General features: G+C 69.1%; 20 protein-coding genes. 10 read left to right on the top strand and 10 right to left on the bottom strand.

All coding sequences use genetic code 11. The features are described from left to right. Positions 1-129 precede the first annotated feature (129 nt). From ACZ6SF_RS26390 to ACZ6SF_RS26380, 3 genes are read left to right on the top strand one after another with little or no spacing between them, the layout of a single operon-like run. Positions 130-1716, top strand: coding sequence for an N-acyl-D-amino-acid deacylase family protein (locus ACZ6SF_RS26390; protein ID WP_466065422.1), 1587 nt, complete (start codon positions 130-132; stop codon positions 1714-1716). 1 nt (position 1717) lies between these two features. Then, positions 1718-2950 (top strand): YgeY family selenium metabolism-linked hydrolase, encoded by a 1233-nt coding sequence (locus ACZ6SF_RS26385; protein WP_466065420.1) that lies wholly within the window; start codon positions 1718-1720, stop codon positions 2948-2950. An 18-nt stretch (positions 2951-2968) separates the two neighbouring features. After that, on the top strand, positions 2969-4411 hold the full coding sequence (locus ACZ6SF_RS26380) for a sodium:solute symporter family protein (protein WP_466065418.1): 1443 nt from the start codon (positions 2969-2971) through the stop codon (positions 4409-4411). A 58-nt stretch (positions 4412-4469) separates the two neighbouring features. Here the strand turns inward: ACZ6SF_RS26380 and ACZ6SF_RS26375 are convergent, their stop codons facing one another. Then, on the bottom strand, positions 4470-5243 hold the full coding sequence (locus tag ACZ6SF_RS26375) for a GntR family transcriptional regulator (protein WP_449995590.1): 774 nt from the start codon (positions 5241-5243) through the stop codon (positions 4470-4472). A gap of 145 nt (positions 5244-5388) precedes the next feature. Between ACZ6SF_RS26375 and ACZ6SF_RS26370 the strand changes: the two genes are divergently transcribed. The 4 genes from ACZ6SF_RS26370 (at position 5389) to ACZ6SF_RS26355 (ending at position 10538) form a co-directional block, all read left to right on the top strand. Further along, on the top strand, positions 5389-6513 hold the full coding sequence (locus ACZ6SF_RS26370) for a diaminopropionate ammonia-lyase (RefSeq protein ID WP_466065416.1): 1125 nt from the start codon (positions 5389-5391) through the stop codon (positions 6511-6513). Between the two features lie 12 nt (positions 6514-6525). Then, on the top strand, positions 6526-7800 hold the full coding sequence (locus ACZ6SF_RS26365) for a M20 family metallo-hydrolase (protein ID WP_466065414.1): 1275 nt from the start codon (positions 6526-6528) through the stop codon (positions 7798-7800). A 268-nt stretch (positions 7801-8068) separates the two neighbouring features. Then, positions 8069-8974, top strand: coding sequence for a cyclase family protein (locus tag ACZ6SF_RS26360; protein ID WP_466065572.1), 906 nt, complete (start codon positions 8069-8071; stop codon positions 8972-8974). A 43-nt stretch (positions 8975-9017) separates the two neighbouring features. Further along, positions 9018-10538 carry a class I adenylate-forming enzyme family protein gene (locus ACZ6SF_RS26355; protein WP_466065412.1) on the top strand — a complete coding sequence of 507 codons (1521 nt, stop codon included), beginning with the start codon at positions 9018-9020 and terminating at the stop codon, positions 10536-10538. A 95-nt stretch (positions 10539-10633) separates the two neighbouring features. On the opposite strand, the gene ACZ6SF_RS26350 is transcribed toward ACZ6SF_RS26355, so the two are convergent. The 7 genes from ACZ6SF_RS26350 to ACZ6SF_RS26320 all read right to left on the bottom strand — a co-directional run bounded on the left by ACZ6SF_RS26350 (position 10634) and on the right by ACZ6SF_RS26320 (position 17073). Beyond that, entirely contained in the window at positions 10634-11170 is a 537-nt protein-coding gene (locus ACZ6SF_RS26350; protein WP_466065410.1) for a VOC family protein, read from the bottom strand. Between the two features lie 130 nt (positions 11171-11300). Beyond that, entirely contained in the window at positions 11301-12668 is a 1368-nt protein-coding gene (locus ACZ6SF_RS26345; protein ID WP_466065408.1) for a phosphotransferase family protein, read from the bottom strand. Further along, positions 12659-13846: an acyl-CoA dehydrogenase family protein gene (locus tag ACZ6SF_RS26340; RefSeq protein ID WP_466065407.1), complete on the bottom strand. Its 1188-nt coding sequence runs from the start codon at positions 13844-13846 to the stop codon at positions 12659-12661. The genes ACZ6SF_RS26345 and ACZ6SF_RS26340 overlap by 10 nt, the downstream gene beginning before the upstream one ends. Then, positions 13846-14250, bottom strand: a complete 405-nt coding sequence (locus ACZ6SF_RS26335; RefSeq protein WP_466065405.1) for a nuclear transport factor 2 family protein — start codon at positions 14248-14250, stop codon at positions 13846-13848. The genes ACZ6SF_RS26340 and ACZ6SF_RS26335 overlap by 1 nt, the downstream gene beginning before the upstream one ends. Before the next feature lie 26 nt (positions 14251-14276). Next, on the bottom strand, positions 14277-15185 hold the full coding sequence (locus ACZ6SF_RS26330; RefSeq protein ID WP_466065403.1) for a hydroxymethylglutaryl-CoA lyase: 909 nt from the start codon (positions 15183-15185) through the stop codon (positions 14277-14279). Beyond that, complete coding sequence (locus ACZ6SF_RS26325; RefSeq protein WP_466065401.1) at positions 15182-16408, bottom strand: CaiB/BaiF CoA transferase family protein; 1227 nt, start codon at positions 16406-16408, stop codon at positions 15182-15184. Before ACZ6SF_RS26325 ends, ACZ6SF_RS26330 begins: the two co-directional genes overlap by 4 nt. Then, positions 16405-17073, bottom strand: a complete 669-nt coding sequence (locus ACZ6SF_RS26320; protein WP_466065399.1) for a TetR/AcrR family transcriptional regulator — start codon at positions 17071-17073, stop codon at positions 16405-16407. Before ACZ6SF_RS26320 ends, ACZ6SF_RS26325 begins: the two co-directional genes overlap by 4 nt. Positions 17074-17186: 113 nt before the next feature. Between ACZ6SF_RS26320 and ACZ6SF_RS26315 the strand changes: the two genes are divergently transcribed. The 3 genes from ACZ6SF_RS26315 (at position 17187) to ACZ6SF_RS26305 (ending at position 19092) form a co-directional block, all read left to right on the top strand. Beyond that, positions 17187-17753 (top strand): VOC family protein, encoded by a 567-nt coding sequence (locus tag ACZ6SF_RS26315; protein ID WP_466065398.1) that lies wholly within the window; start codon positions 17187-17189, stop codon positions 17751-17753. A 58-nt stretch (positions 17754-17811) separates the two neighbouring features. After that, positions 17812-18450: a carboxymuconolactone decarboxylase family protein gene (locus ACZ6SF_RS26310; protein WP_466065396.1), complete on the top strand. Its 639-nt coding sequence runs from the start codon at positions 17812-17814 to the stop codon at positions 18448-18450. A 63-nt stretch (positions 18451-18513) separates the two neighbouring features. Continuing rightward, positions 18514-19092, top strand: coding sequence for an MspA family porin (locus ACZ6SF_RS26305; protein WP_466065395.1), 579 nt, complete (start codon positions 18514-18516; stop codon positions 19090-19092). Between the two features lie 26 nt (positions 19093-19118). Here ACZ6SF_RS26305 and ACZ6SF_RS26300 read toward each other — a convergent pair whose 3' ends face one another. Together ACZ6SF_RS26300 and ACZ6SF_RS26295 are read right to left on the bottom strand one after the other, a co-directional pair. Beyond that, the gene (locus ACZ6SF_RS26300; RefSeq protein WP_466065393.1) at positions 19119-20549 is read right to left on the bottom strand and encodes an alpha/beta hydrolase; all 1431 of its coding nucleotides are present in this window, start codon (positions 20547-20549) and stop codon (positions 19119-19121) included. A 182-nt stretch (positions 20550-20731) separates the two neighbouring features. Then, positions 20732-21031, bottom strand: a complete 300-nt coding sequence (locus tag ACZ6SF_RS26295) for a DUF1540 domain-containing protein (RefSeq protein ID WP_466065391.1) — start codon at positions 21029-21031, stop codon at positions 20732-20734. Between the last annotated feature and the right edge of the window lie 213 nt (positions 21032-21244).

The following is a 21244-nucleotide window of genomic DNA, read 5'->3' as shown; positions in this document are numbered from 1 at the left end:
ATGCGTGTCGCGGGTGTGTCCCTGCCTGCCCGGACGTAACCATCATGTTTCCGTCTTTTCCCGATCTCTTCCGCAGTTCTGTCCCCTGTGTTAGAACTCATGTCAGTTGTCATACAAATTGGAGGAACTGTGGAGGCAGCCCTTCTGATCACCGGTGTCGATGTGGTCGACGAAACCGGTGTCCGGACCGCTGACGTCGCCGTGGAGGGCGGCCGTATCGCCGCGGTCGGCCCGCGGCTGCCGATCGAATCGGCCGGCGAGCGAATCGACGGCACCGGCCGGTTGCTGTTCCCGGGCTTCGTGGACCTGCACGCGCATTCCGCGCTGCGCCCGTTCGACGATCCGCTGCTCACGGCCAAGGTCGCGCAGGGGTTCACCACCGAACTGATCTGCCCGGACGGGCTGGGTCCCGCCCCGGTCACCGACGCGACCCGGGCGAGCCGGCGGCGCTATCTGCGGGGGCTGGAGCCCAGCGCGGCCGCACCCTGGAACTGGCGCGGGATGGGGGAGTATCTGGCGGCGCTGGCGGGTGCCCGGCCGGCCGCGAACATGGTCGCCTGTGTTCCGCACAGCGCGGTCCGGGAAGTGGTGATGGGCAACGCCGACCGCCGGCCCGATGCCCGGGAGATGGCGGCCATGCGCGATCTCATCGAGGAATCGCTGGCCGCGGGCTGCCGGGCGGTGTCGTTCGGCATGATCTACGCGCCCGGCCTCTACGCCGATACCGAGGAGCTGATCGGTATCGCGGAATGCGCGGCGAAGTTCGATGTCCCGCTGGTGCCGCATGTGCGCAACGAGGCGGCCGGGGTCATCGATTCGATCGGGGAATTCGTCCGGGTCGCCGAACTCACCGGAGCGGCGCTGCATATCTCGCATGTGAAGCTGGTGGGTGTCCCGGAGTTGCTGGCCGATCTCATCGACCTGCTGACCTCGGCGCAGGACCGGATCCGGCTCACCTTCGACCAGTATCCCTACGGCGCCGGCAGCACCCTGCTCAGCGCTCTGCTGCCCCCGTACGCCTTCGACGGCGGTCCCACCGCCACCCTCGAACGCCTCCGCGACCCCGCCGAACGCGAGCGGATGGGTCGCGATATGCATCGTGGTCTCCCGGGCTGGGAGAACCTGTTCGACGCCTGCGGGGCCGACAATATCGTCATCACCCAGGCCGGCGGCGCGCGTGCCGGTGAGATGAGCAAAACCGTCGCGCAGATCGCGGGGGAGACCGGCGCGGATCCGGCGTTCGCGGTGCTGGACCTGCTCTCCGATACCGAACTCGACGCCGCCATGATCGACCACTACTCGGCCGAATCGGTGGTCGAGGAGATCTTCGTCCGTTCCGGCGCGATGGTCGGTTCCGACGGGGTGTTCAACCCGCATCCGCATCCGCGGCTGTACGGGACGGCGCCGAAGGTGCTCGGCCGGTTCGCGTTGCGCGAAAACCTGATCACGCTGCCGGACGCGGTGGCCCGCCTGTCGGCCGGGCCGGCGCGACTGCTCGGTCTCGGCGACCGGGGCGCGGTCGCCGACGGGTTGCGCGCGGATCTCGTGCTGATCGATCCGGAACGGTATGTGGACACCGCCACCTACGCCGACCCGCACCGCACCCCCGACGGGGTGGACCTGGTGACGGTCGGCGGGACGCCGGTGTGGCGGAGTGGCGCGCACACCGGGGCCCGGCCGGGTGTCGTGACCGGTGCGGCCGGAGGTGAGCGCTGAGATGCGCGATTCCGATATCGTCCGCGAATCGCCCGGGCCCGCAGCGCCGTGCCTCGCGGACCTCGATCCGGATGCCGTGCGGGATTTCCTGCTGCGCCTGCTCGCCGCCCGCAGTCCGGCCACAGCCGAACAACCCGCGGCCGAGGTGCTGCTGGAAGAGCTGACCGCGCTCGGCTTCGGCGTCATCGTCGACGACTGGGGCAATGTGATCGGGACCCGGCGGTTCGGTGAGGGGCCGACGGTGCTGGTGGACTGCCACCTGGACACCGTGGATGTCACCGATCCGGGGGCGTGGTCCCACGATCCGTGGGGCGAAGTGGCCGACGGCGTGGTCTACGGGCGCGGCGCGGTGGATATGAAGGGCGCGCTGGCCGCCTGCGTCCACGGCGCGGCCATGCTCACCGGCAACCGGGGGACCGTGGTCGTCTCGGGAACCGTCTGCGAGGAACTGGTCGAGGGACCCGCGCTGAGCCGGGTACTCGACCGGGTCCGCCCCGATGTGGTGGTGATCGGGGAACCTTCGGCGAACCGGTTGATGCTGGGGCAGCGCGGCCGGGCGGAGGTCCGGGTCGAGGTGCTCGGCCGCTCGGGCCATTCGGCCTACCCCGAGGCGGGGGTGAATGCCGCCGAGGCCATGGCCGATGTGATGACCGCGCTGCGTGGGCTCGAGTTCCCCGCCCATCCGGAGCTCGGACCGGCGATGATGGCCCTGACCAACCTGAAATCCGAGCCGTATCCGAACGTCTCGGTGCTGCCGGACCGCTGCACCGCGACCTACGACCGCCGCACGGTGACCGGGGAAACGGCCCACGACGTGCTGGCACCGGTGCGCGCGGTCGCCGAGCGCGCGGCCGGCGCGTCGGGCGCCCGCGTTCGCGTCGGCCTCGCGCACAGCGAATTCACCACCTGGACCGGTACCGCCGTCCGCACCGAATCCTTCGCACCGGCCTGGTCCGTGCCCGCGGACCGGTGGCCCGCGGCGGACGTCCTGCGCGCCTTCACCGCGGCCGGCCTGGACCCGGATCCGGGCTACTACCGGTTCTGCACCAACGGTTCGGCCTCCGCGGGCCGGCACGGGATACCCACCCTCGGGTTCGGACCGGGCGATCCCGGCCGCGCCCACACCACCGACGAGTGCCTGCCACTCGACGACCTGTACCGGGGCGCATACGGCTTCGCCGTCCTGCTACAGGCACTGCTCACCGCTGAAGAGTCTGCGTCCGAGCAGATCTGAAATATCGAAGGATCGACAATGAACGCGACCGTTATCACCATCATGGTGGTCTATCTGGCCGTCATGATCGGGATCGGGCTGTACGCACGGACCCGCATCAAGGACAGCACCGACTATCACCTCGCCGGTCGCCGGCTGGGCGTCATGATGATGGCCGGAACCCTGGCCGCCACCGAGATCGGCGGCGGCAGTTCGGTCGGCGTGGCCAGTAAGGCCTACGGCGAGTGGGGTCTGTCGGCGGGCTGGTACGTGGTGGCCGCCGGAATCGGCATTCTGCTGGTGTCCTTCGTGGCGCCCGCGATGCGCCGGACCATGGCCGTCACGGTGCCCGAGGTCATCGGGCGGCGTTACGGCCCGGCCGCGCAGACGATGTCGGCGGTACTCGGCAGTGTCGCGCTGGTGGCGCTGACCGCCGTGCAGATCACCGCCACGGCCACCATCGTGTCCACCCTGGGAGGTGTGAGTCTGGTCTGGTCGATCCTGTTCACCGGGATCGCGGTCATCTTCTACACCTGGATCGGCGGGATGTGGAGCGTCACCCTCACCGATTTCGTGCAGTTCTTCCTGATCGTCGGCGGTTTCGCGATCGCGGTCCCGTTCGCGCTGCACAACGCGGGCGGCTGGGAGTCGGTGGTGGACAACCTGCCGGAGGGGCAGCTCGGCTTCACCAAGATCGGCTGGCCGACCATCATCGGCCTGGTGGTGCTGTACTTCATGACCTTCTCCACCGGACAGGAGGCCGTGCAGCGCTACTATTCCGCGAAATCCCCGCGCACCGCGGTACTGGGCTCGCTGCTGTGCGGTTCGCTGATGTCGATCTACGCGTTCATCCCCGCCGTGCTCGGCCTGATCGCGCTGGCGGTGTATCCCGATATCGATCCCAACAACGCGCTGGCCACGGTGTCGGTGGGTTTGCTGCCGTCGCTGATCGCGGGTCTGCTGCTGAGCGCGGTCGTCTCGGCGACCCTGTCCAGCGCCAGCGGGAACATGCTCGGTTCGTCCACCATCTTCATCAAGGATCTGCTGCCCAAACTGGGCAGGAAGGTCTCCGAGGACAACGAACTCCGCTACAGCCGCATCGCCGTACTGGTGGTCGGGGTGCTGGCCACCCTGATCTCGCTGTGGAGCCAGGAGATCATCCCGCTGCTGGTGTTCGCCTTCACCATGCGGTCGGCCGGACCCTTCTCGGCCTTCCTTTTCGCGCTGGTACTGAAGAAGACCAGCCGGCTGGCCGGTCCGGTGTCCATCGTGGTGGGCACGGTATGCGGATTCGTGTGGGAACTGCAGGACGAACCGTTCCAGATCGCGTCCATCATCTTCGGCAGTGTCTGCGGCCTGGCGGCGTTCCTGCTGATCCATGTGGTCGACGCGAAACGGGGGCGGCTGGTCGGTGACGCGTACGGTCCCGATGCCGAGGACGAGCAACCGGTTCCGGCGGCCGGTTCCGGCGCGGCACGCTGAAACCGCCCGGGCCCCGCCACTCGGTGACGGGGCCCTGGCTTCGGTGACGGCGTCGTGTTCAGCTCTCGCGGCGGCGGCGCAGCTGGAACCGGAAGGCCTCCGGCGACAACCACGCCTCGCTGCGATTCACCACACCCCCCACCGAATCGCGGGTGAGCTCACTGAGCTGCAGCAGCGGACTGCCCTCCTCGCAGCCGAGCCGCTCGCGGAGCTCGCCGGTCGCGACCACCGGTGTCAGGGTGCAGTCGGAATATTCGGCCAATCCTTCGGCGAGCAGCAGGTCCAGGATCGAACCGTCGAACCGGCGGCGGATCACCTCGGCCGGCAGCACCGATTCCGGTACGTAGTCGACGATCAGGGCGACCTTGCGGTCCCCGACCGATTTCGTCCGGGTCACCACCGTTACCGGGCCGGGTTCGAACACCTCGGTGAGCGGGTCGTCGTCGCGGTCGATATGGGCGAATTCGAGGTCCCCGGTGCGGAACTCCCGGCCCGACTGCGCGGCGAAGGTATCGAAGGAGGACAGCCGGTCGATACCCGAGCTGATCGATTCGGGCAGCGGCAGCACGATCGAGCCGGACCCGCGCACGATGCGGATGTAGCCCTGGTCCTTGAGGCTCTGCAGGGCGGCGCGGATGGTCACCCGGGAGGCGCCGAACAGCCGCGACAGCTCGCTCTCCGAGGGCAACCGCTCACCGGCGCCGAGGCGCCGGGACAGGATGAACTCGTTGAGGATCGCGTCGCGGATCTCCGCGTGCAGCTGACGCCGCGACCGGATCCGGGAGATGTCGTCGCCGATACCCGCGGAATCGCCGGGGGCGCTGCTGACCATCACGGAACCCTTTCGCAAGCGGTGGACGGAATTACGCGCCGAAACGCTCCGGCAGCTTATCAGGGCGATTTGACTTAAGTCACTTGACAGTTGTCATACAAATTTCTAGGCTGAGGCCGTTATCCGCAGGCCCGGGAGGAATGCCATGTCAGAACCGCGACTCGTACGGAATCCGTTGGTGGCCAAGGCGGCCGTGGGTTCGCTCGTCGACGAGAGCCGCAGCTTCCACCGGTCCATGCCGGACTACCGGCCCAGCCCGATCACGGCTCTACCGGCGGCCGCCGCGCGCCTCGGCGTGGGATCGGTGCACGCCAAGGATGAATCCCGGCGCATGGGGATGCCGTCGTTCAAGATCCTCGGCGCCTCCTGGGCCACCTACCGGAGCCTGCTCGCCCACCTCGGCCGTCCGGCCGGCAGCGGCATGGGGCTCGCGGAGCTGCGCGCCGAACTGGCCGCCGGACCGGCGCTGCGGCTGGTCTCGGCCACCGACGGCAACCACGGGCGGGCCGTGGCCCGGATGGCGTCGCTGCTCGGTCTCGCCGCCCATATCCTCGTGCCCGAAGATATGGTGCGCGAGCGTATCGATGCCATCGCCGCGGAGGGCGCCGAGGTCGAAATCGTGCCCGGCGGTTACGACGACGCCATTCGCCGCAGCGCCGAACTCGCCGATACCCACTCGCTCGTCGTCTCCGATACCTCGTGGGAGGGCTATACCGAACCGCCGTCCTGGGTGATCGACGGATACTCCACGATGATCGGCGAAATCCTCGACGAGATCGACGCCGGAAACCTGCCCCGGCCCACGGTCGTGGCCGCCCAGATCGGTGTCGGCGCCTTCGCGGCGGCGGTCGCGCGCGGTTTCGCCGGGCGTTCCGGCACCCGGTTGATCGGGGTCGAGCCCACCGACGCCGACTGTATGACCGCGAGTGTGGAAGCGGGCGGTATCACCACCATTCCCGGACCGCAGCGGTCGAATATGGCCGGGCTCAACTGCGGGACACCGTCGGTGATCGCCTGGCCGGACGTGTCCTCGGGTTACGACGCCTTCGTCACGGTCCCCGATTCCGCCGCCGAGGAGGCGATGCGGCTGATGTTCGGCGACGGACTGGTATCCGGGGAGAGCGGCGCGGCCGGGCTGGCCGGTCTGCTGACCCACGCCGGGGCGCTGGAACTCGGGCCGGACGACCACCTGCTGGTGATCTCCACCGAGGGCGCCACGGATATCGCGAACTTCAACCGGGTCACCGGCGCCGGTCTCACCGCGCAGTAGGAGGCAAATCAGATGACCACCCACGATTCCTCGCTCCGCGTCGATTCCGCGCGGCTGTGGCGCTCGCTGGACGATCTGGGTTCGGTAGGAGCGTATTTCGACGAGGACGCGGAATTGACCGGGGTGCGCCGGCTGGCGCTGACCGATGCCGATATCGCGGGCCGCGACCTGGTCACCGGCTGGATGCGCGAGGCCGGCCTCACCGTGACCACCGACCGGATCGGCAATATCTATGCCCGGCGCGACGGTTCGGACAACACCCTCCCGCCCGTGATGGTCGGCTCGCATATCGATTCCGTCGCGACCGCGGGCCGGTTCGACGGTTGTCTCGGTGTGCTGGGCGGGCTCGAGGTGGTCCGCACCCTGAACGATCACGGCATCACCACCACCCACCCCGTCGAGGTCGCGATCTTCACCGAAGAGGAGGGCGCCCGGTTCGGCACCGATATGCTCGGCAGCGCCGTGGCCGCGGGCCGGATCGGCCTGGACGACGCGCGAGCCCGTACCGATTCCGACGGTGTGACCGTGGGCGCCGAACTCGACCGGCACGGCCTGCCCGGTGCGGTCGCTGTTCCCATGCGGGCGCCCCACGCCTATCTCGAATGCCATATCGAGCAGGGGCCGATCCTGTCCGCCGGTGACACCCGCATCGGCGTGGTCCAGGGCGTGCAGGCCATCACCTGGCTGGAACTGCAGATCACCGGCCGCGCCGCGCATGCCGGCGCCACACCGCAGCGGCTGCGCCGCAATGCCGGCCTGGCCGCCGCGCTGATCACCGTGCGGCTCGACGAGATGGTGGAGTCGGGGGAGTACGGGCAACTGCTGGCCACGGTCGGGCGGCAGGTCAACTACCCCAACCTGATCAATATCGTTCCCGAGAAGTCGCTGCTCACCGTGGATCTGCGCAATCCCGACGGCGCAGCCATGCGGCGCGCGGAAGCCGATCTGGCCGCCTGCCTCGCCGAGGTCGAACGGGCCACCGGGGTCACGATCACCTCCCGGGTCACCGCCAAGACTCCTCCGGTGGCGTTTCCCGGGGCCATGCGTGATCTGGTCGAGAAGCATGCATTCAACCTCGGAATGAGCTGTGAGCGGCTGACTTCCGGCGCCGGGCACGATGCCGGGGAGATCGCCGCGCTGTGCCCGGCGGGGATGATCTTCGTACCCGGACTGTACGACGGCATCAGTCACAATCCGCGTGAATACTCGACGCCCGAGGCCTGCGCGGACGGCATCGACGTCCTCCTGCATGCCGTACTCGAACTGGCGATCGCTACCGCCGGGTGATCCCGGCCCCGGCCGATACCCGCCCGCTGTTCAGGTAGCGGGCGATCCGCCGCGTCACGGCCGTCCGCGACATCGCGGACGGCCGTTTCTCGTGCCGGGGCGACCCGGCTTCGTCGGGCGGGGTTCGGGCGTCGCATCCACTCTCACCTCCTGCGAAACCCGCTATTGACACCTCATAGTGCGGTCGGTCACACTGGCGAGGAAAGTTGACATGACTGTCACGTCATGAGATGCCCGCGAGGAGGCAACGGTGCCCGAACTACCCGATATGCGCACCCTGGGTCAGAAGGTCAGCAACTGGGGCCGGTGGGGGACCGAGGACGAACGGGGAACCACGAACCTCATCACGGCCGACCGGGTGGTGGCCGCCGCCGGGCTCATCCGCACCGGTGAGACCTTCAAACTGGGCATCCCGCTCGACGGTGACGGCCCGCAGCCCGGCGGCAACCGGATCAACCCCATCCGGCTGATGTCGGAAACGGGTCAGGAACAGGTGCTGCCCGGTGGTTTCAAATGGGCCGACGACTACGTCTTCATGCCGCTGCAGACCGGCTCGCAGTACGACTCACTGGCGCATGTGCACTACGACGAGCAGCTCTACAACGGCCACCCCGGCGCGGGCGTGACGGTCAAGGGCGCCGATAAATGCGGTATCCACACCCAGTCCGGTGGTATCGCCGGGCGCGGAGTCCTGCTGGATGTGGCGCGGGCCCGCGGGGTCGACTGGCTGGAGGCGGGTACCGCGATCGGGCCGGACGAACTCGACGAGATCGCCGCCGCCCAGGGCGTGACGGTCGGCGCGGGCGATATCCTGCTCATCCGCACCGGATGGCGTAGGAAGTTCCTCGCCGAGGGTGACCCCGCGGGTTTCATGGCCGGAGAACCCGGGCTGAGCCTGGCGTGCGCGACCTGGTTGCGGGAGCGGGACGTGGCGGTCGTCGGTTCCGACAACTGGGGTGTCGAGGTGATGCCCGGGGAACATCCGGGAACCGCGTTCGAACTGCATATGGTGCTCATCCGCGATATGGGGATGACGCTCGCGGAAATGCTCGATTTCGAGGAACTGGCGCAGGCCTGCGCCGCCGACGGGCGCTGGGACTTCTTCTACGCCGGTCCGCCGCTGCATTTCACGCGCGGCGTGGGTTCGCCGATCAATCCGCTGGCGATCCGGTGAACCCCCGGTTCACGGTCGCGGTGTTCGTTCGAGGAGTTCGCGGATGCTGATCGGGGATATCGTCGAATACGGCGCGCGCAAACACCCGGACCGGATCGCGCTGCGATTCGAGGACGAAGTGATCGGGTACGCGCAACTGCGCGACCGCGGCCGCCGCCTGGCCAACGCGCTGCTGGAGGTCGCCGAACCGGGCGACCGGGTGGCGATTCTGGCCGGGAACTGCACCGAGTACTTCGACTGCTACTACGGCGTCCCGATGGCCGGTATGGCGCTGACGATCCTGAACTTCCGGCTGCACCCGGAGCAGATCGTCGCGCTGATCGAACACTCCGGTGCGCGGGTGCTGGTCGTGGCGCAGGAGTACGCCGCGGTGATCGCGGATATCCGCGACCGGATTCCCACGGTGACCACGGTGGTGACGCTCGGTTCGGCGCCGGGAACCGTCGGGTGGGACGAATTCACCGCCGCGGCGCCGGCCACCGCCCCGGCCGTGCGCCCGGAGCCCGACGATATGGCGTGGCTCGTCTACACCAGCGGCACCACCGGAACACCGAAGGGTGTGATGCTCTCGCACCGCAACCTGCTCACCGGGATCACCTCCTCGGCGCTGCAGTGGGAGCTGCCCGAGGACACGGTGTTCCTGTTCTGTTTCCCGCTGTGCCATGTGGGCGGTTACGTCACCCTGCTCAACCATCTGGTCGGCGCCACGGTCGGTTTCCTGCGCGCCTACGACAACGCGACCTTCCTGCGCCTGGTGGACGAATGGCAGGTGACACAGTCGGGACTGGCTCCGACGATGATCAACTTCCTGCTCCAGGACCCCGAACTGGACCGCCATTCGCTCGACACCCTGCGGGCGGTGGGCTACGGGTCGTCGGCGATTCCCGCCGCGGTGCTGCGCGAAGGGCTGAAACGGTTCGGCTGCGACTTCTACCAGGGCATGGGGATGACCGAACTCGCCGGCAATGTGCTGCATCTGGATTCGGCCGCGCACCGGCGGGCCGCCGATGGCGAGACCGGGCTGCTCGCCTCGGCGGGTAAACCGATGCGGCTCAGCGATATCCGGGTGGTCGACGACGATTTCACCGATGTGGCCGTCGGCGAGATCGGGGAGATGGTGGTGCGCGGCGATCAGGTCACCGTGGGCTACTGGAACGATCCGGAGGCGACCGCCGCCGCGTTCCACGACGGCTGGTTCCGGACCGGCGATCTGGTCCGCCAGGACGCCGAGGGATTCGTCTACATCGTCGACCGGAAGAAGGATCTCATCATCAGCGGTGGGGAGAACATCGCCTCCTTCACCGTCGAACAGGCCCTCTACCGGCACCCCGGTGTCGCCGAGGCGGCCGCCATCGGGGTCGCCGATCCGACCTGGGGCGAGGTGGTGTGCGCGGTCGTGGTGCCCCGGGAGGAGTCGGTGCTCACCGCCGCCGACATCGTCGCCACCTGCCGCGAACATCTCGGTGGTTTCCAGGTGCCCCGGCGGGTCGAATTCGTCGACGCGCTACCGAAGAACGTGACGGGCAAGATTCTCAAGCGCGAACTCCGCGATCGTTTCGCCTGAGGGGCGACACACGGGGCCCGCTCGACTTCCTCGGGCGGGCCCCGTTGTGCTGGAGGGCGAACCCCGGCACACCTCCCCCGGGGCGTCCCCGTGGGTCATCCGGCAGCGGGCCGCACCGGTGCGCTACCGGATCCGGATTCCCGGCCGCTCAATTCGGCGTCGAGAGTTTCCTGTGCCACCCGCATGGTCTCGGCATAGACCGGATCCTGCAACCGTCGCCACATCTCGTCCTCGGTGACGTCCTCGACATGGGTCATGACCCACCAGATATTCCCGAACGGATCCTCGATACGTCCGCCCCGGTTCCCGAAAGCGTCGTCGGCGGCGGGAGTGACGATCCGGCTCCCCGCCGCCGTGGCCCTCGCGATGGCCGCGTCGGCGTCATCGACGAAGAGCCGCAGCAGGCTCGGCAGGGCCGGCCAATCGTCGTGCCGATCGAAGGCCAGGACGACGGTATCGCCGATGCGGATCTCGCCGTGTCCGATCTTCCCGTCTTCGGTCGCCACCCGGCCGAGCTCCTCGCCGCCGAAGACCTGGGCGGCGAAGTCGAGAAAAGCGCCGGTGTCGTCGGTGACGACCCAGGGGGCGACAGTGGTGTAGCCCTGCGGTGCGGTGGGTGCAGAATCCGTCATTCGCTGCCTTCCGATCGATCGATACGAATGACGATAGCGGCGATTCCGGTCAGTTTCCGGCCGGAATTCTCGGCTCGGGTGAACCGTGGCGCCGGAGCCTTTCGGGTCTCGAGCAGGTCGGCCGGCGATCTCAGACGAGGTGACGGGGGTTGGCCACCCGGAGGCGAGCCACCACGGCCGCGGAGACCGCGCGGCGGACCGCGGGATCGGTCGCGGACCGCTCGCCGGCGCGTAGTGCCGCCGCGAGACCGGCTTCGTCGGCACACCCCGTGGCCGCGAGCAACTCCCGCACCAGATCGGTGTCACCGGGACCGGAGCGGATCTCGCGGGCCGCGGTGCCGAGGAGATTGGCACAGATCCGGGCGAGATAGCGCTGTCGATCCTGTTCCGGCGTGAGTGCGCCCGCGATATCGCCGGTCAGCGTTTCCGCGACCAGTTCGAGGATCTCGGTGAGATGCGGGCGGTCGTGCACGGTGGCGTGCCGCGGCGGATGCGCCGGGGCCGGAACCGGGTCGTCCAGCAGTTCCAGTTCCAGCACGGTGAGCAGGTCGTATTCGGATTCGCAGACCCGCCGCCCGATCGCGGCGAGTTCCAGCGACCGTTCCGCGCCGCCGAGATGGCGTTGTGCCTGGAACCGGCTCAGTACCAGCCATTTCAGGGTGCCGAAAACTTCCCACCAGTGCAGTTCGGCGGGTTCGGGCCGGATCCCGGTGGCCCGCGCGTAGCCGTCGAGCAGCTGTTCACGGGTGCCGAGCCCACCGACGGGCGCCGCCGCGCCGAACCGCCAGGCCCGGACACACAGCCAGCCCAGATCCTCGATCGGATTGCCGATATGGGCGAGTTCCCAATCGAGTACGGCCTGTACACCGCCGGGGCCCATCAGGAAATTGCCGACCCGGTAGTCCCCGTGGACGAGGGCTCGCGGGCGCGGGCGCGGCGGATTCTCGCGCAGCCACCGCAGACCCATTTCGACCGCCGGACGCGGGTCGTCGAGATCCAGGTAGATCCGCTCGATCGCCATCAGCGGATCGTCGTCGCCGAGCATGCCCAGGGTGTCGAGCGGGGTGCCGTGGATGCGGCCGAGGACGGCACCGAGTTCTCCGGCGCCGTGGGCGCGTAACGACTCGAATTCCGGATCCCGGTGCAGTTTCCGGGGGATGGACTCCCCGCCGACCCGGCTCATGAGCAGATAGGGCGCGTCGATACCGGGGGCGGAGTCACCGGCGGCCAGCACCGCGGGCACCGGGACGCCCGCGCCGGCGGCGGCCCGCAGACAGGCCGCCTCGGCACGCATCCGCGCCGGATCGCCGTGCCCGGGCGGGTCGCGGCGCAGTACCGCGCGCAACCGCTCACCCGATCCGTCGTACGCGTCGACCGCGTACACCTCGCGGCTCGCGCCGCCGGTGAAGCGGCCGATCTCGATATCGGCGAAGGTCGTGCCGGTGACCTCGGTGAGCAGCGCGCGGACGCCGTCGGCCGGATCCGCCGTCACCGCCACGGCGCCGCCTCCGGTGAGCGGAGCAGCCGGCGGGCGGCCGACATCCGGTGGACCTCGTCGGGCCCGTCGTAGATCCGGGCGTAGCGGGCCTGCCGGTACATCCGCTCCAGCGGAGTATCGGCGGTGAGGCCCAGCGCGCCGTGTACCTGGATGGCCCGGTCGATCACGTTGTGCAGCATCCGCGCACCCCAGAATTTCACCAGCCCGACGTGCACCCGGTAATCCGCGCCGGAATCCATGACGCGGGCGGCGTCGAGGGTCATCAGGCGGGCCGCGTGGATCTCGGCGGCCGATTCGGCGATATAGCGGTGGATCTCGCCCTTGTCCGCCAGCAGAGAACCGTGCGCGTACCGGGTGTTCGCCCGCTCGCACATCAGCTCGAACGCGCGCTGGGCCTGGCCGAGCCAGCGCATCCCGTGGAAGATCCGGCCGGCCCCGAGCCGGTCCTGTGCCACCGCGAATCCTTTGCCGCGCGTACCGAGCAGGTTCGCCGCGGGCACGCGGACCCCGGTGAGCCGCACCTCGTAGTGGTCGCTGGGGTCGTGCCCCATCGTGGGGATGGACCGGACGATCTCGAACCCGGGAGTGCCGGTGGGCACGATGATCGCGCTGATCGCCGAATGCCGCGGGGTGGAATCCGGTTCGGTGCGGGCGAACACCGTGCAGTAGGCGGCCTGGCGGGCTCCGGTGGTGAACCATTTGTGCCCGTCGATGAGCCAGTGGTCGTCCACCAGCTCGGCGCGGGTCGCGATGAGCGTGGGATCGGACCCGGCGACCTCGGGTTCGGTCAGGCCGACCGAGGGCAGGATCTCACCTGCGACCATCGGCGGGATCCAGCGCCGCCGCTGTTCCTCGGTGCCGTGCCGGTGCAGCATCAGGGTATCCTGCATGGATACCGATCCCACTGCCAGCTGGCCGAATTCGGAACGGCCGATGACCTCGTTGAGGTAGACGAAATCCAGGAACGGCACCCCGCCCCCGCCCACCTCGGCCGGATGCCCCAGCGCCCACAGCCCGAGTTCCTTCGCGCGGTCCCGCAGACCGGACAGCGCCGCCCCGGCGGCCTCGTCCGCACCCGCCAGGACCGGTTCCCGGGGTATCACCTCGTCGTCGATGAAGGCGCGCATCCGCGCCACGGTGTCCGCGATATCGCCCTGCGGGCGCTGTACCGGGGTCATCACCGCTCCCGTGCCGGAGCGGAGATCTCACGCAGCGGCCGGGTCGCGGCCGAGTCGACGTACTCGTCGATACGGACGATCCGGCCGTCGGCCACCCGTACGAACAGGCTCGCCGGGACCTCGAGATCGCCGTGGCCGGGTAGATGACCGCGCAGCACATGCTGCTGCGCGAACCCGTCGGGCAGCGGATAGCGCCGGATATCCTCGTAGCGCATATTCTCCAGCGTCCGCGACAGCCAGCGCAGCACCCGCAGATTCTCCGGGACGGTCTCCTCGGCGTTCTTGTCGTTGTGCCAGATTCGCGCGTCCGGTGCGTACAGCTCGGTCAGGGTGGCCGTATCTCCGGCGCCGACAGCGGCGAAGAAACGGTCGGCCAATTCGTTCATCAGGGAGTTCTCTTCCACGACGGTGGGGATGGGACAGGGGGCGATCAGGAGCCGGCGCCCGGAACCAAGCGACCTCCGGCGGCGAGCAGGTTGCTGCCGGTGGCGGGTTTGCCGAGCAGATCGGAGACGAGCCGGGCGGCGACGAGTACGCGGTCGATATCGATTCCGGTCGGGATACCGCCGTCCTCGAACAGGTAGACCAGTTCCTCGGTCGCGATATTGCCGCTCGCGCCCGGCGCGAACGGGCATCCGCCGAGTCCGCCGGCGGCGGCGTCGAACTGCCGCACGCCGTGCTCGTAGGCGGTCCAGGCGTTGGCCAGACCTTGGCCGCGGGTGTTGTGCAGATGGATGCCCACCGCGATACCGGGTGCGGCATCCCGGACCCGGGTGAGTACATCGGCCACCCGGACCGGTGAGGCGGTGCCGACCGTATCCGCGATCGCCAGGCCGTCCGCGCCCGCAGCCACGGCGCGACGCGCGATATCGGCGACCCGGTCCGGTGGGGTCGGGCCGTCGAACGGACAGTCGAACGCGATCGCGATGATCACCTCGAGATGTCCACCCGCGGCGTGGACGGATTCGGCGATGGGGGCGAGCAGCGCCACCGACGCCTCGCTGCCGCGCCCGACGTTGGCGTGGCTGTGGCCGTCGGAGGCCGAGACGACGAATTCGAGCCGGGTGACACCGGCCGCCAATGCCCGCCGCACCCCGCCCGGCCCCGCGACCAGCGCGGAGAACTCGACCCCGGGCCAGCGGTGCAGGTGCGCGGCAACCTGTTCGGCGTCGGCGAGCGCCGGGATCGCGCGCGGTGAGACGAACGAGGTCGCCTCGATCCGGCGGACTCCCGTCGCCACCAGGGCGTCGATGAACTCCAGTTTCGCCGTGGTGGGCAACGGCGCCTCGATCTGCAGACCGTCGCGCGGGCCCACCTCGCGGATATTCACCGCCGTCATGCGATGGTGCCCTCGGCGCGCAGCCGTGCCAGCCGGTCGCTGTCGTATCCGAGCAGTGCGGTCAGCACCTCGTCGGTGTGGGCGCCGGGACGCCCCGCGCCACCCCAGCGGACCCCGCCCGCGGTGTCACTGAGCCGGGGCACGACGCCGACCCCCTTGGCCGGGACCGGATCCGCCTCGCCGGCCGCCGGATCCGGGTGGTCGACGAAGATACCGCGCGCGAGGAACTGCGGATCGGTCATCACCTCGGCGACGGTGTTCACCGGCCCCGCCACCACATCGTGGGCGCTGAGCAGTTCGATCAGCTCGGCCGCGGTGAAATCGGCGGCCCAGGCGCCGATCAGCTCGTCGAGTTCGTCCTGGCGTTCGCCGCGGGCGCTGTGGTTCGCGTAGCGGGGGTCGGTGGCCAGTTCCGGCCGGCCCATGGCGGTGACCAGCCGCCGGAACACGGTGTCCTGATTCGCGGCGATGATCACCCACAACCCGTCCTCGGCACGGTAGAGGTTCGACGGGGCCACCCGGTCGAGCCGGGTGCCGGAGGGCTGCCGGATATGGCCGGTCTTGTGATAGTCGGGAATCGTCGACTCCTGGATGGCCAGCGCCGCCTCGGTGAGCGCGGCGTCGACGATCTGGCCCCGCCCGGACCGTTCCCGCGCCAGCAGCGCGGCCAGGACGCCCTGGAAGGCGAACAGCCCCGCGAGACTGTCGCCGAGCGAGAGCGCGATCCGCGGCGGCGCCTGCCCGGGGAATCCGTTCAGATGGCGCAGACCGCTGATACCTTCGGCGACCGAGGCGTATCCCGGCCGGGCGGCGTAGGGCCCGGTCTGCCCGTAACCCGAGACGCGTGCGAGCACGAGCCGCGGATTCCGCTCGCGGAGAACGTCGTAGCCGATTCCCCACCGCTCCAGCGTGCCCGGCCGGAAACTCTCCACCACGACATCGGCGTCGCGGGCGAGTTCGAGGAAGACCTCCCGGCCGGCGTCAGTGCGCAGATCCAGGCTCACACACCGCTTGTTGCGCGCGTGCACGGTCCAGAAGTACTGATGCCCACCCTCGGCCTGACCCCATTCACGCAGCGGATCGGGGCGGTCCGGCGCCTCGATCTTGATGACATCGGCGCCCATATCCCCGAGGAGCCGGCCGCAGTACGGTCCGGCGATCAGGGTGCCGAGTTCGAGAACCCGGTAGCCGTCCAGCGCTCCGGGGGCGACGGGCGCGGTCATGACTCGTCCCGCGCGGGGGCGACGCTGGAACCGGCCTCGTCGGGATCGAGACCCAGTGCGCCCAGCGACATCCGGTCCAGGGTTTCCAGCAGTGCGGCCTCGTCGGCGTCCTCGCCCTGGATCAGCCACAGGTAGAGGGTGTGCTCGATCATGGCCGACATGGCGCGCGCGGCCAGTTCGGGATCGAGCGCGGTATGGACCAGGCCCTCCTCCTGCCAGCGGGCGATGGCCCGTGCGGTGCGTTCGATGAGCAGGCCGCGGTGTTCGTGGCGCAGCCGGCGGAAGTCCTCGTTGAAGGTCGCCACCTGTTCGACGATCGCCATCAACTTCGCGTTGCGCCGGTAGGCCGCGTAGTAGGACCGGTTGGCGGCGATGAGCCGCCCGGCGGGGGAGAGGTTCGCCGTGGCCGGCTCCCGGCGGTGCATATCCTCGAACAGCCGGGTACTCAGTTCGCCGAAGACATCGTCCTTCGATTCGAAGTACCGGTAGAAGGTGCCGTAGGAGACGCCCGCCTCCTGGGCGATCTGCTCGACCCGGGTATCGGGGAAGCCGACCGTTTCGAATACCCGCTGCGCGGCGTCGAGCAGCGCGTCACGCGTCTTGCGGCCGCGGGGGGTGAGTGTTTCGACGGCCGCGGGCGGACTGTTGACAGATGACTTCGCCACGGATCAGACTATTCCCGAACATGACATGACTGTCAAGTCACTTCACGGGCCCGGAGCGGTGCGATCACCGCCCCGCGAACGGCCCGGTCGTACCCCAGCGGAAGGGATTCGCGATGAACGCCTCCAACCCGAAATACGAACTACGCGGGATCAACCATCTCGCGCTGGTGTGCTCCGATATGCGCCGGACCATCGACTTCTACTCCGGCGTGCTCGGTATGCCGCTGATCAAGACTATCGAGCTGCCCGGTGATCTGGGCCAGCATTTCTTCTTCGACTGCGGCAACGGCAACACCATCGCCTTCTTCTGGCTCGCCGACGCACCCGAGGCCAGTCCCGGGCTCGCCGCGCCCAAAGGCCTTCCGGACGAGGGCGAACTCGTCAGCGGGGTGGGGTCGATGAACCATGTGGCCTTCGCCGTGCCGCCGGAGAAGTTCGACGAGTACTACGACCGCGTGCGGGCCGAGGGAATCAAGGTCAGCCGGGTGCTCAACCACGACGACAGCCCCGCCGGCGTCTCCCGTGACGTCCACCCGGGCACGTTCGTGCGGTCGTTCTATTTCCAGGACCCCGACGGTGTCCTGCTCGAATTCGCCTGCTGGACCCGGATTTTCACCGAGGCCGACGTCTCCCACGAGCCCAGGACCGCCGCCGACCGGCGGATCCTCACCGGTCTCTGACCCTCCGAACCCCGCGGCGGCGCCCGCCGCGCCGCCCCAGCCGAGAAGGAACCCCACCATGCCGCGTTTACGTGAAGTGCCCCGGTCCGAGGTCACCGACGAGAAGATCCTCTTCTACTACGACCGGCTCTTCGGGCCCGATAAGGACCCCGCCGTCGATCACGGCACCATTCACGCCACACCGGGCGATTGGTGGACCGTTTTCGCGCAGTCACCCGAGGTCTTCCGGCACGCGGTCCGCGGGTTCGGGGTCTACCGCAACGCCACCCTGGACCCGCTGCTGCGCGAACTCGGCCAGTGCCGGGCCGGGTACGCGCGCGGCAGTCAGTTCGTGTTCTCCCAGCACTGCAAGCAGATGCGTTCGCTGGGCGCCCCCGAGGAGAAGATCGCGGCGATCCCGCACTGGCAGCTCAGCGATTGCTTCTCCGAACTCGAGCGCGCCGTCCTGGCCTACACCGACGGACTGGTCTACGACGGCGGCCGGGTACCCGACGCGGTTTTCGACGTACTGCGCGCCCACCTCGGCGACCGCGAAATCATGGAACTCACCTACATCACCACGCTCTACGATATGCACGCGACGATATGCCGGGCGCTGCGACTGGAATTCGACGATCGGCCCGAACCGATCGAGGAAGTCCGTATTCCGGAGGGAATGGAGGTGGCGGATCTGTCCGCCGATCTCTCCGGCGAATAGAGGTTCGCCGACACGCTGGAATATGGCTCTGTCCAGCACATTCGCTCTGTTACTGTTCGCCGCATGAAATTCACCTCGAGCAGGCTTTTTTCGTATGCGGTGGGTGTGGTTTCCGTGGTCGCGGTATCTCTCGCGACCGCACCGGCGGGAAATGCCGAAGTGGTATCGCTTCCGCCGCACGAGAAAACATTCCAGTCCGCCGACGGGCCGGTATTCGTCGTCGGTCATCGCGACGAACTGGTGAACAAAGTTCCTCCGCTGAACCTGGCGGGAACGGTGCGCGAGGTGTTTCTGTCCGGTGTCGCCTACAGCGCGGTGGATTCGGGCGAGGGCGGTGAACTCCACGTCGGCTATCACGTCGGCTGCTGGGCCGAGTTCACCGGCGCCAATGCCGGCACGGGGACCACTCAGGAATCCCTCGGTCTCGATGTGTCGGTGCTGCCCGGGCAGGTCGTCGATGTCCCGCTGGTCGAGAAGACGATCGTTCCGGGCGTACCGGGCCGGGTCTCCTATCACGACGTACATCTGGTGATCAACGGATGCATCGGGCCCGCGGTGGTCCGGCAGTACGCCGAGATCCAGATGAAATCGGATGCCGTGGACGAGCGGGGCGTCGTCTACGGCGATCCGCTGTGGATCTGAACGCCCGCATCCGCGGGTAGCGGGGGTCAGGTGGCCGGGCAGGTGTTCACGACCGGTGCCGCCGGATCGAGGAAATAGCGGTCCGCGGCGTCGGTGGTGCACCGGCTGCGGGGGTATATCCCGTGACCCCACCCCTCGTAGGTGAGCAGCATCGCCCGGGGCGTCGACGCGGCCACACCGGTGGCCCACTCGTGCGGAGTGGCCGGGTCGTGGCGGGAATTGAGGATCAGCACGGGCGGGCCGCCGATATCGCGCGGCTCGTGCGGCGGATTCGCGAGTTCGGCGGGCCACGCCGAGCACAGGCCGCTCGCCGCCCAGGCGAAATGGGCGCGCAACGTCGGAGCGTTCCTGATCTGGTCGCGCCACCGGGCCCGCCATTCGGCGTCGTCGCGCACCGCGAACTCCCAGTCGGTGCACGCCGCGACGGTCGCGAATTCGACCGGACGGCCCGACCGCGACGGCCGGGTGGGCGTCACCGCCGGGCCGGGCGGCGCGGCGAGAAGAGTCCGCAGTTCGCCGGCCAGCTCCGGCCATTGCGGACCGGCGAGTCGAGCCGTGACCCGCTGACTCAGGTCCAGCGGCCCCAGCGGCCGGTCCGGCGCGGCCGGATCCCGCAGCCGGCCCTCGGTGGCCGCCGCGAACAGGCCGCCGTACGCGGCGGCGATATCCACACCGTGCAGCTCGCACAGTCGATCGCGGTCGCACCACCGGATGAACTCGGTGAAGGCGTCCTCGCCCGCCCGTGCCGAACTGGCCAGGAACTGCGTTCCGTCCAGGCTGTGTTCGTCCACGCTGTCCAGCACCGCGGCCCGCAACCGGTCCGGGAACAACTCCCGGTACGCCTGCGCGGCCATGGTCCCGTAGGACCGGCTGTACACACTGATCCGGTCGGCTCCCAGCGCCGCGCGCACCGCGTCGATATCGCGTGCCACGCTCAGCGCGTCGATATGGTCGAGCAGCGGGCCGGTGTGTTCCCGGCAGCTGTCCCGTAGATCCCGCGAGTAGGCACGGACCTCGTCGAGGTTGCCGCCGGCGTCCGGAACCAGGCCCGGGCGGCCCTCGACCAGCCCGGAATCGCACCGGACCGGATGGCTGCGTCTCACGCCCCGCGGATCCAGGCTCACGATGTCGAACCGCGCGCGCAGCCGTGGGGAGAACTTGTCACCGCGCAGGATCTCGTCGACCCCGGAATTGCCGGGACCGCCCGGCAGCGAGACGAGCGTGCCCACCCGGTGCGCTTCGTCGTCGGCGCGGTCGCGGATCAGCGCGAGATCGAGGGACGCGCCCTCCGGGTCGGACCAGTCGATCGGCACCGTGACGGTGGCGCAATCGTAAGCGGGGTCTTCCGCGCAGGGCCGCCAGTCCGGAGCCGAGCGCGGCGGTGGAGTGCACGCGGCGAGCGTCCCGGCGAGTACGGCAGCGGTGGTGGCGACGACGCAACGGCGAAACAGGCGCATGGCGCCGATTCTCGGAAGTCCGGGCCCGGCCGCGCATCGACCCGTGGTGGTGGTCGCGGCTCGTACCCGGGTACCGGGTATCCGGCGCGCGTCCCTTCCGCGTGGGTCTCGGGTGATCCCGTGGGCGGCCGGTCACCGGCGGATGCGGGCTGTGCCGGTGGCGCCGGTGACCGGCCGGCCCGTCAGCGCGGGGTGTAGGTCATGCAGCGGGCCGAATGGTCGGCGTCGCCCGGGCCCACCCGGATCTCGCCGGCCGTGCATTCCAGGTCCGCGTTGTGCGCGCAGTCGGCGCGCTGGCACGCCCCGACCATGCTGGTGACGGTGTCCAGCCCGCCGCGCACCGCGAGCGGGATGAACGTCGCGCAGTCCGCGCTGCCGTTCTGGCCGGATACGTTGATCGCGTAGGCGTGGCAGCCGTCGTGGTTGTAGGAACAGCTGTTCACTGTGCATTCGCTGACGTGCGGCATTTCCATCGTGGTCATGTGCTTCGTCCTCCGGGGCTGTGGGGAGTCCTGCTCATGCCGCTACCACGATAGACGGGTGTGACGGTGCCCGGAACCCCGTGATGTGCGGTGTTTCGGCCGGAGTTCGGGAGTCGATATCCATTGTTTGCCGGATATTGTCCGAACTCGATCCGGGTGCGGTCGCACCGATTAAGTGAACGATATTTAGTAAAGGGTGTTCACAAATGATGT

The organism is Nocardia sp. NPDC049935 (assembly GCF_055586645.1).
This window is presented reverse-complemented; position numbering and strand designations above follow the sequence as displayed.

Coding starts and splice junctions, on each gene's coding strand:
- ACZ6SF_RS26310 (WP_466065396.1), top strand. CDS start 17,812: ATGCCGCGTTTACGTGAAGTGCCCCGGTCCGAGGTCACCGACGAGAAG.
- ACZ6SF_RS26385 (WP_466065420.1), top strand. CDS start 1,718: ATGCGCGATTCCGATATCGTCCGCGAATCGCCCGGGCCCGCAGCGCCG.
- ACZ6SF_RS26375 (WP_449995590.1), bottom strand. CDS start 5,243: ATGGTCAGCAGCGCCCCCGGCGATTCCGCGGGTATCGGCGACGACATC.
- ACZ6SF_RS26365 (WP_466065414.1), top strand. CDS start 6,526: ATGACCACCCACGATTCCTCGCTCCGCGTCGATTCCGCGCGGCTGTGG.
- ACZ6SF_RS26300 (WP_466065393.1), bottom strand. CDS start 20,549: ATGCGCCTGTTTCGCCGTTGCGTCGTCGCCACCACCGCTGCCGTACTC.
- ACZ6SF_RS26380 (WP_466065418.1), top strand. CDS start 2,969: ATGAACGCGACCGTTATCACCATCATGGTGGTCTATCTGGCCGTCATG.
- ACZ6SF_RS26350 (WP_466065410.1), bottom strand. CDS start 11,170: ATGACGGATTCTGCACCCACCGCACCGCAGGGCTACACCACTGTCGCC.
- ACZ6SF_RS26355 (WP_466065412.1), top strand. CDS start 9,018: ATGCTGATCGGGGATATCGTCGAATACGGCGCGCGCAAACACCCGGAC.
- ACZ6SF_RS26315 (WP_466065398.1), top strand. CDS start 17,187: ATGAACGCCTCCAACCCGAAATACGAACTACGCGGGATCAACCATCTC.
- ACZ6SF_RS26360 (WP_466065572.1), top strand. CDS start 8,069: ATGCGCACCCTGGGTCAGAAGGTCAGCAACTGGGGCCGGTGGGGGACC.
- ACZ6SF_RS26370 (WP_466065416.1), top strand. CDS start 5,389: ATGTCAGAACCGCGACTCGTACGGAATCCGTTGGTGGCCAAGGCGGCC.
- ACZ6SF_RS26340 (WP_466065407.1), bottom strand. CDS start 13,846: ATGACCCCGGTACAGCGCCCGCAGGGCGATATCGCGGACACCGTGGCG.
- ACZ6SF_RS26330 (WP_466065403.1), bottom strand. CDS start 15,185: ATGACGGCGGTGAATATCCGCGAGGTGGGCCCGCGCGACGGTCTGCAG.
- ACZ6SF_RS26305 (WP_466065395.1), top strand. CDS start 18,514: ATGAAATTCACCTCGAGCAGGCTTTTTTCGTATGCGGTGGGTGTGGTT.
- ACZ6SF_RS26325 (WP_466065401.1), bottom strand. CDS start 16,408: ATGACCGCGCCCGTCGCCCCCGGAGCGCTGGACGGCTACCGGGTTCTC.
- ACZ6SF_RS26295 (WP_466065391.1), bottom strand. CDS start 21,031: ATGACCACGATGGAAATGCCGCACGTCAGCGAATGCACAGTGAACAGC.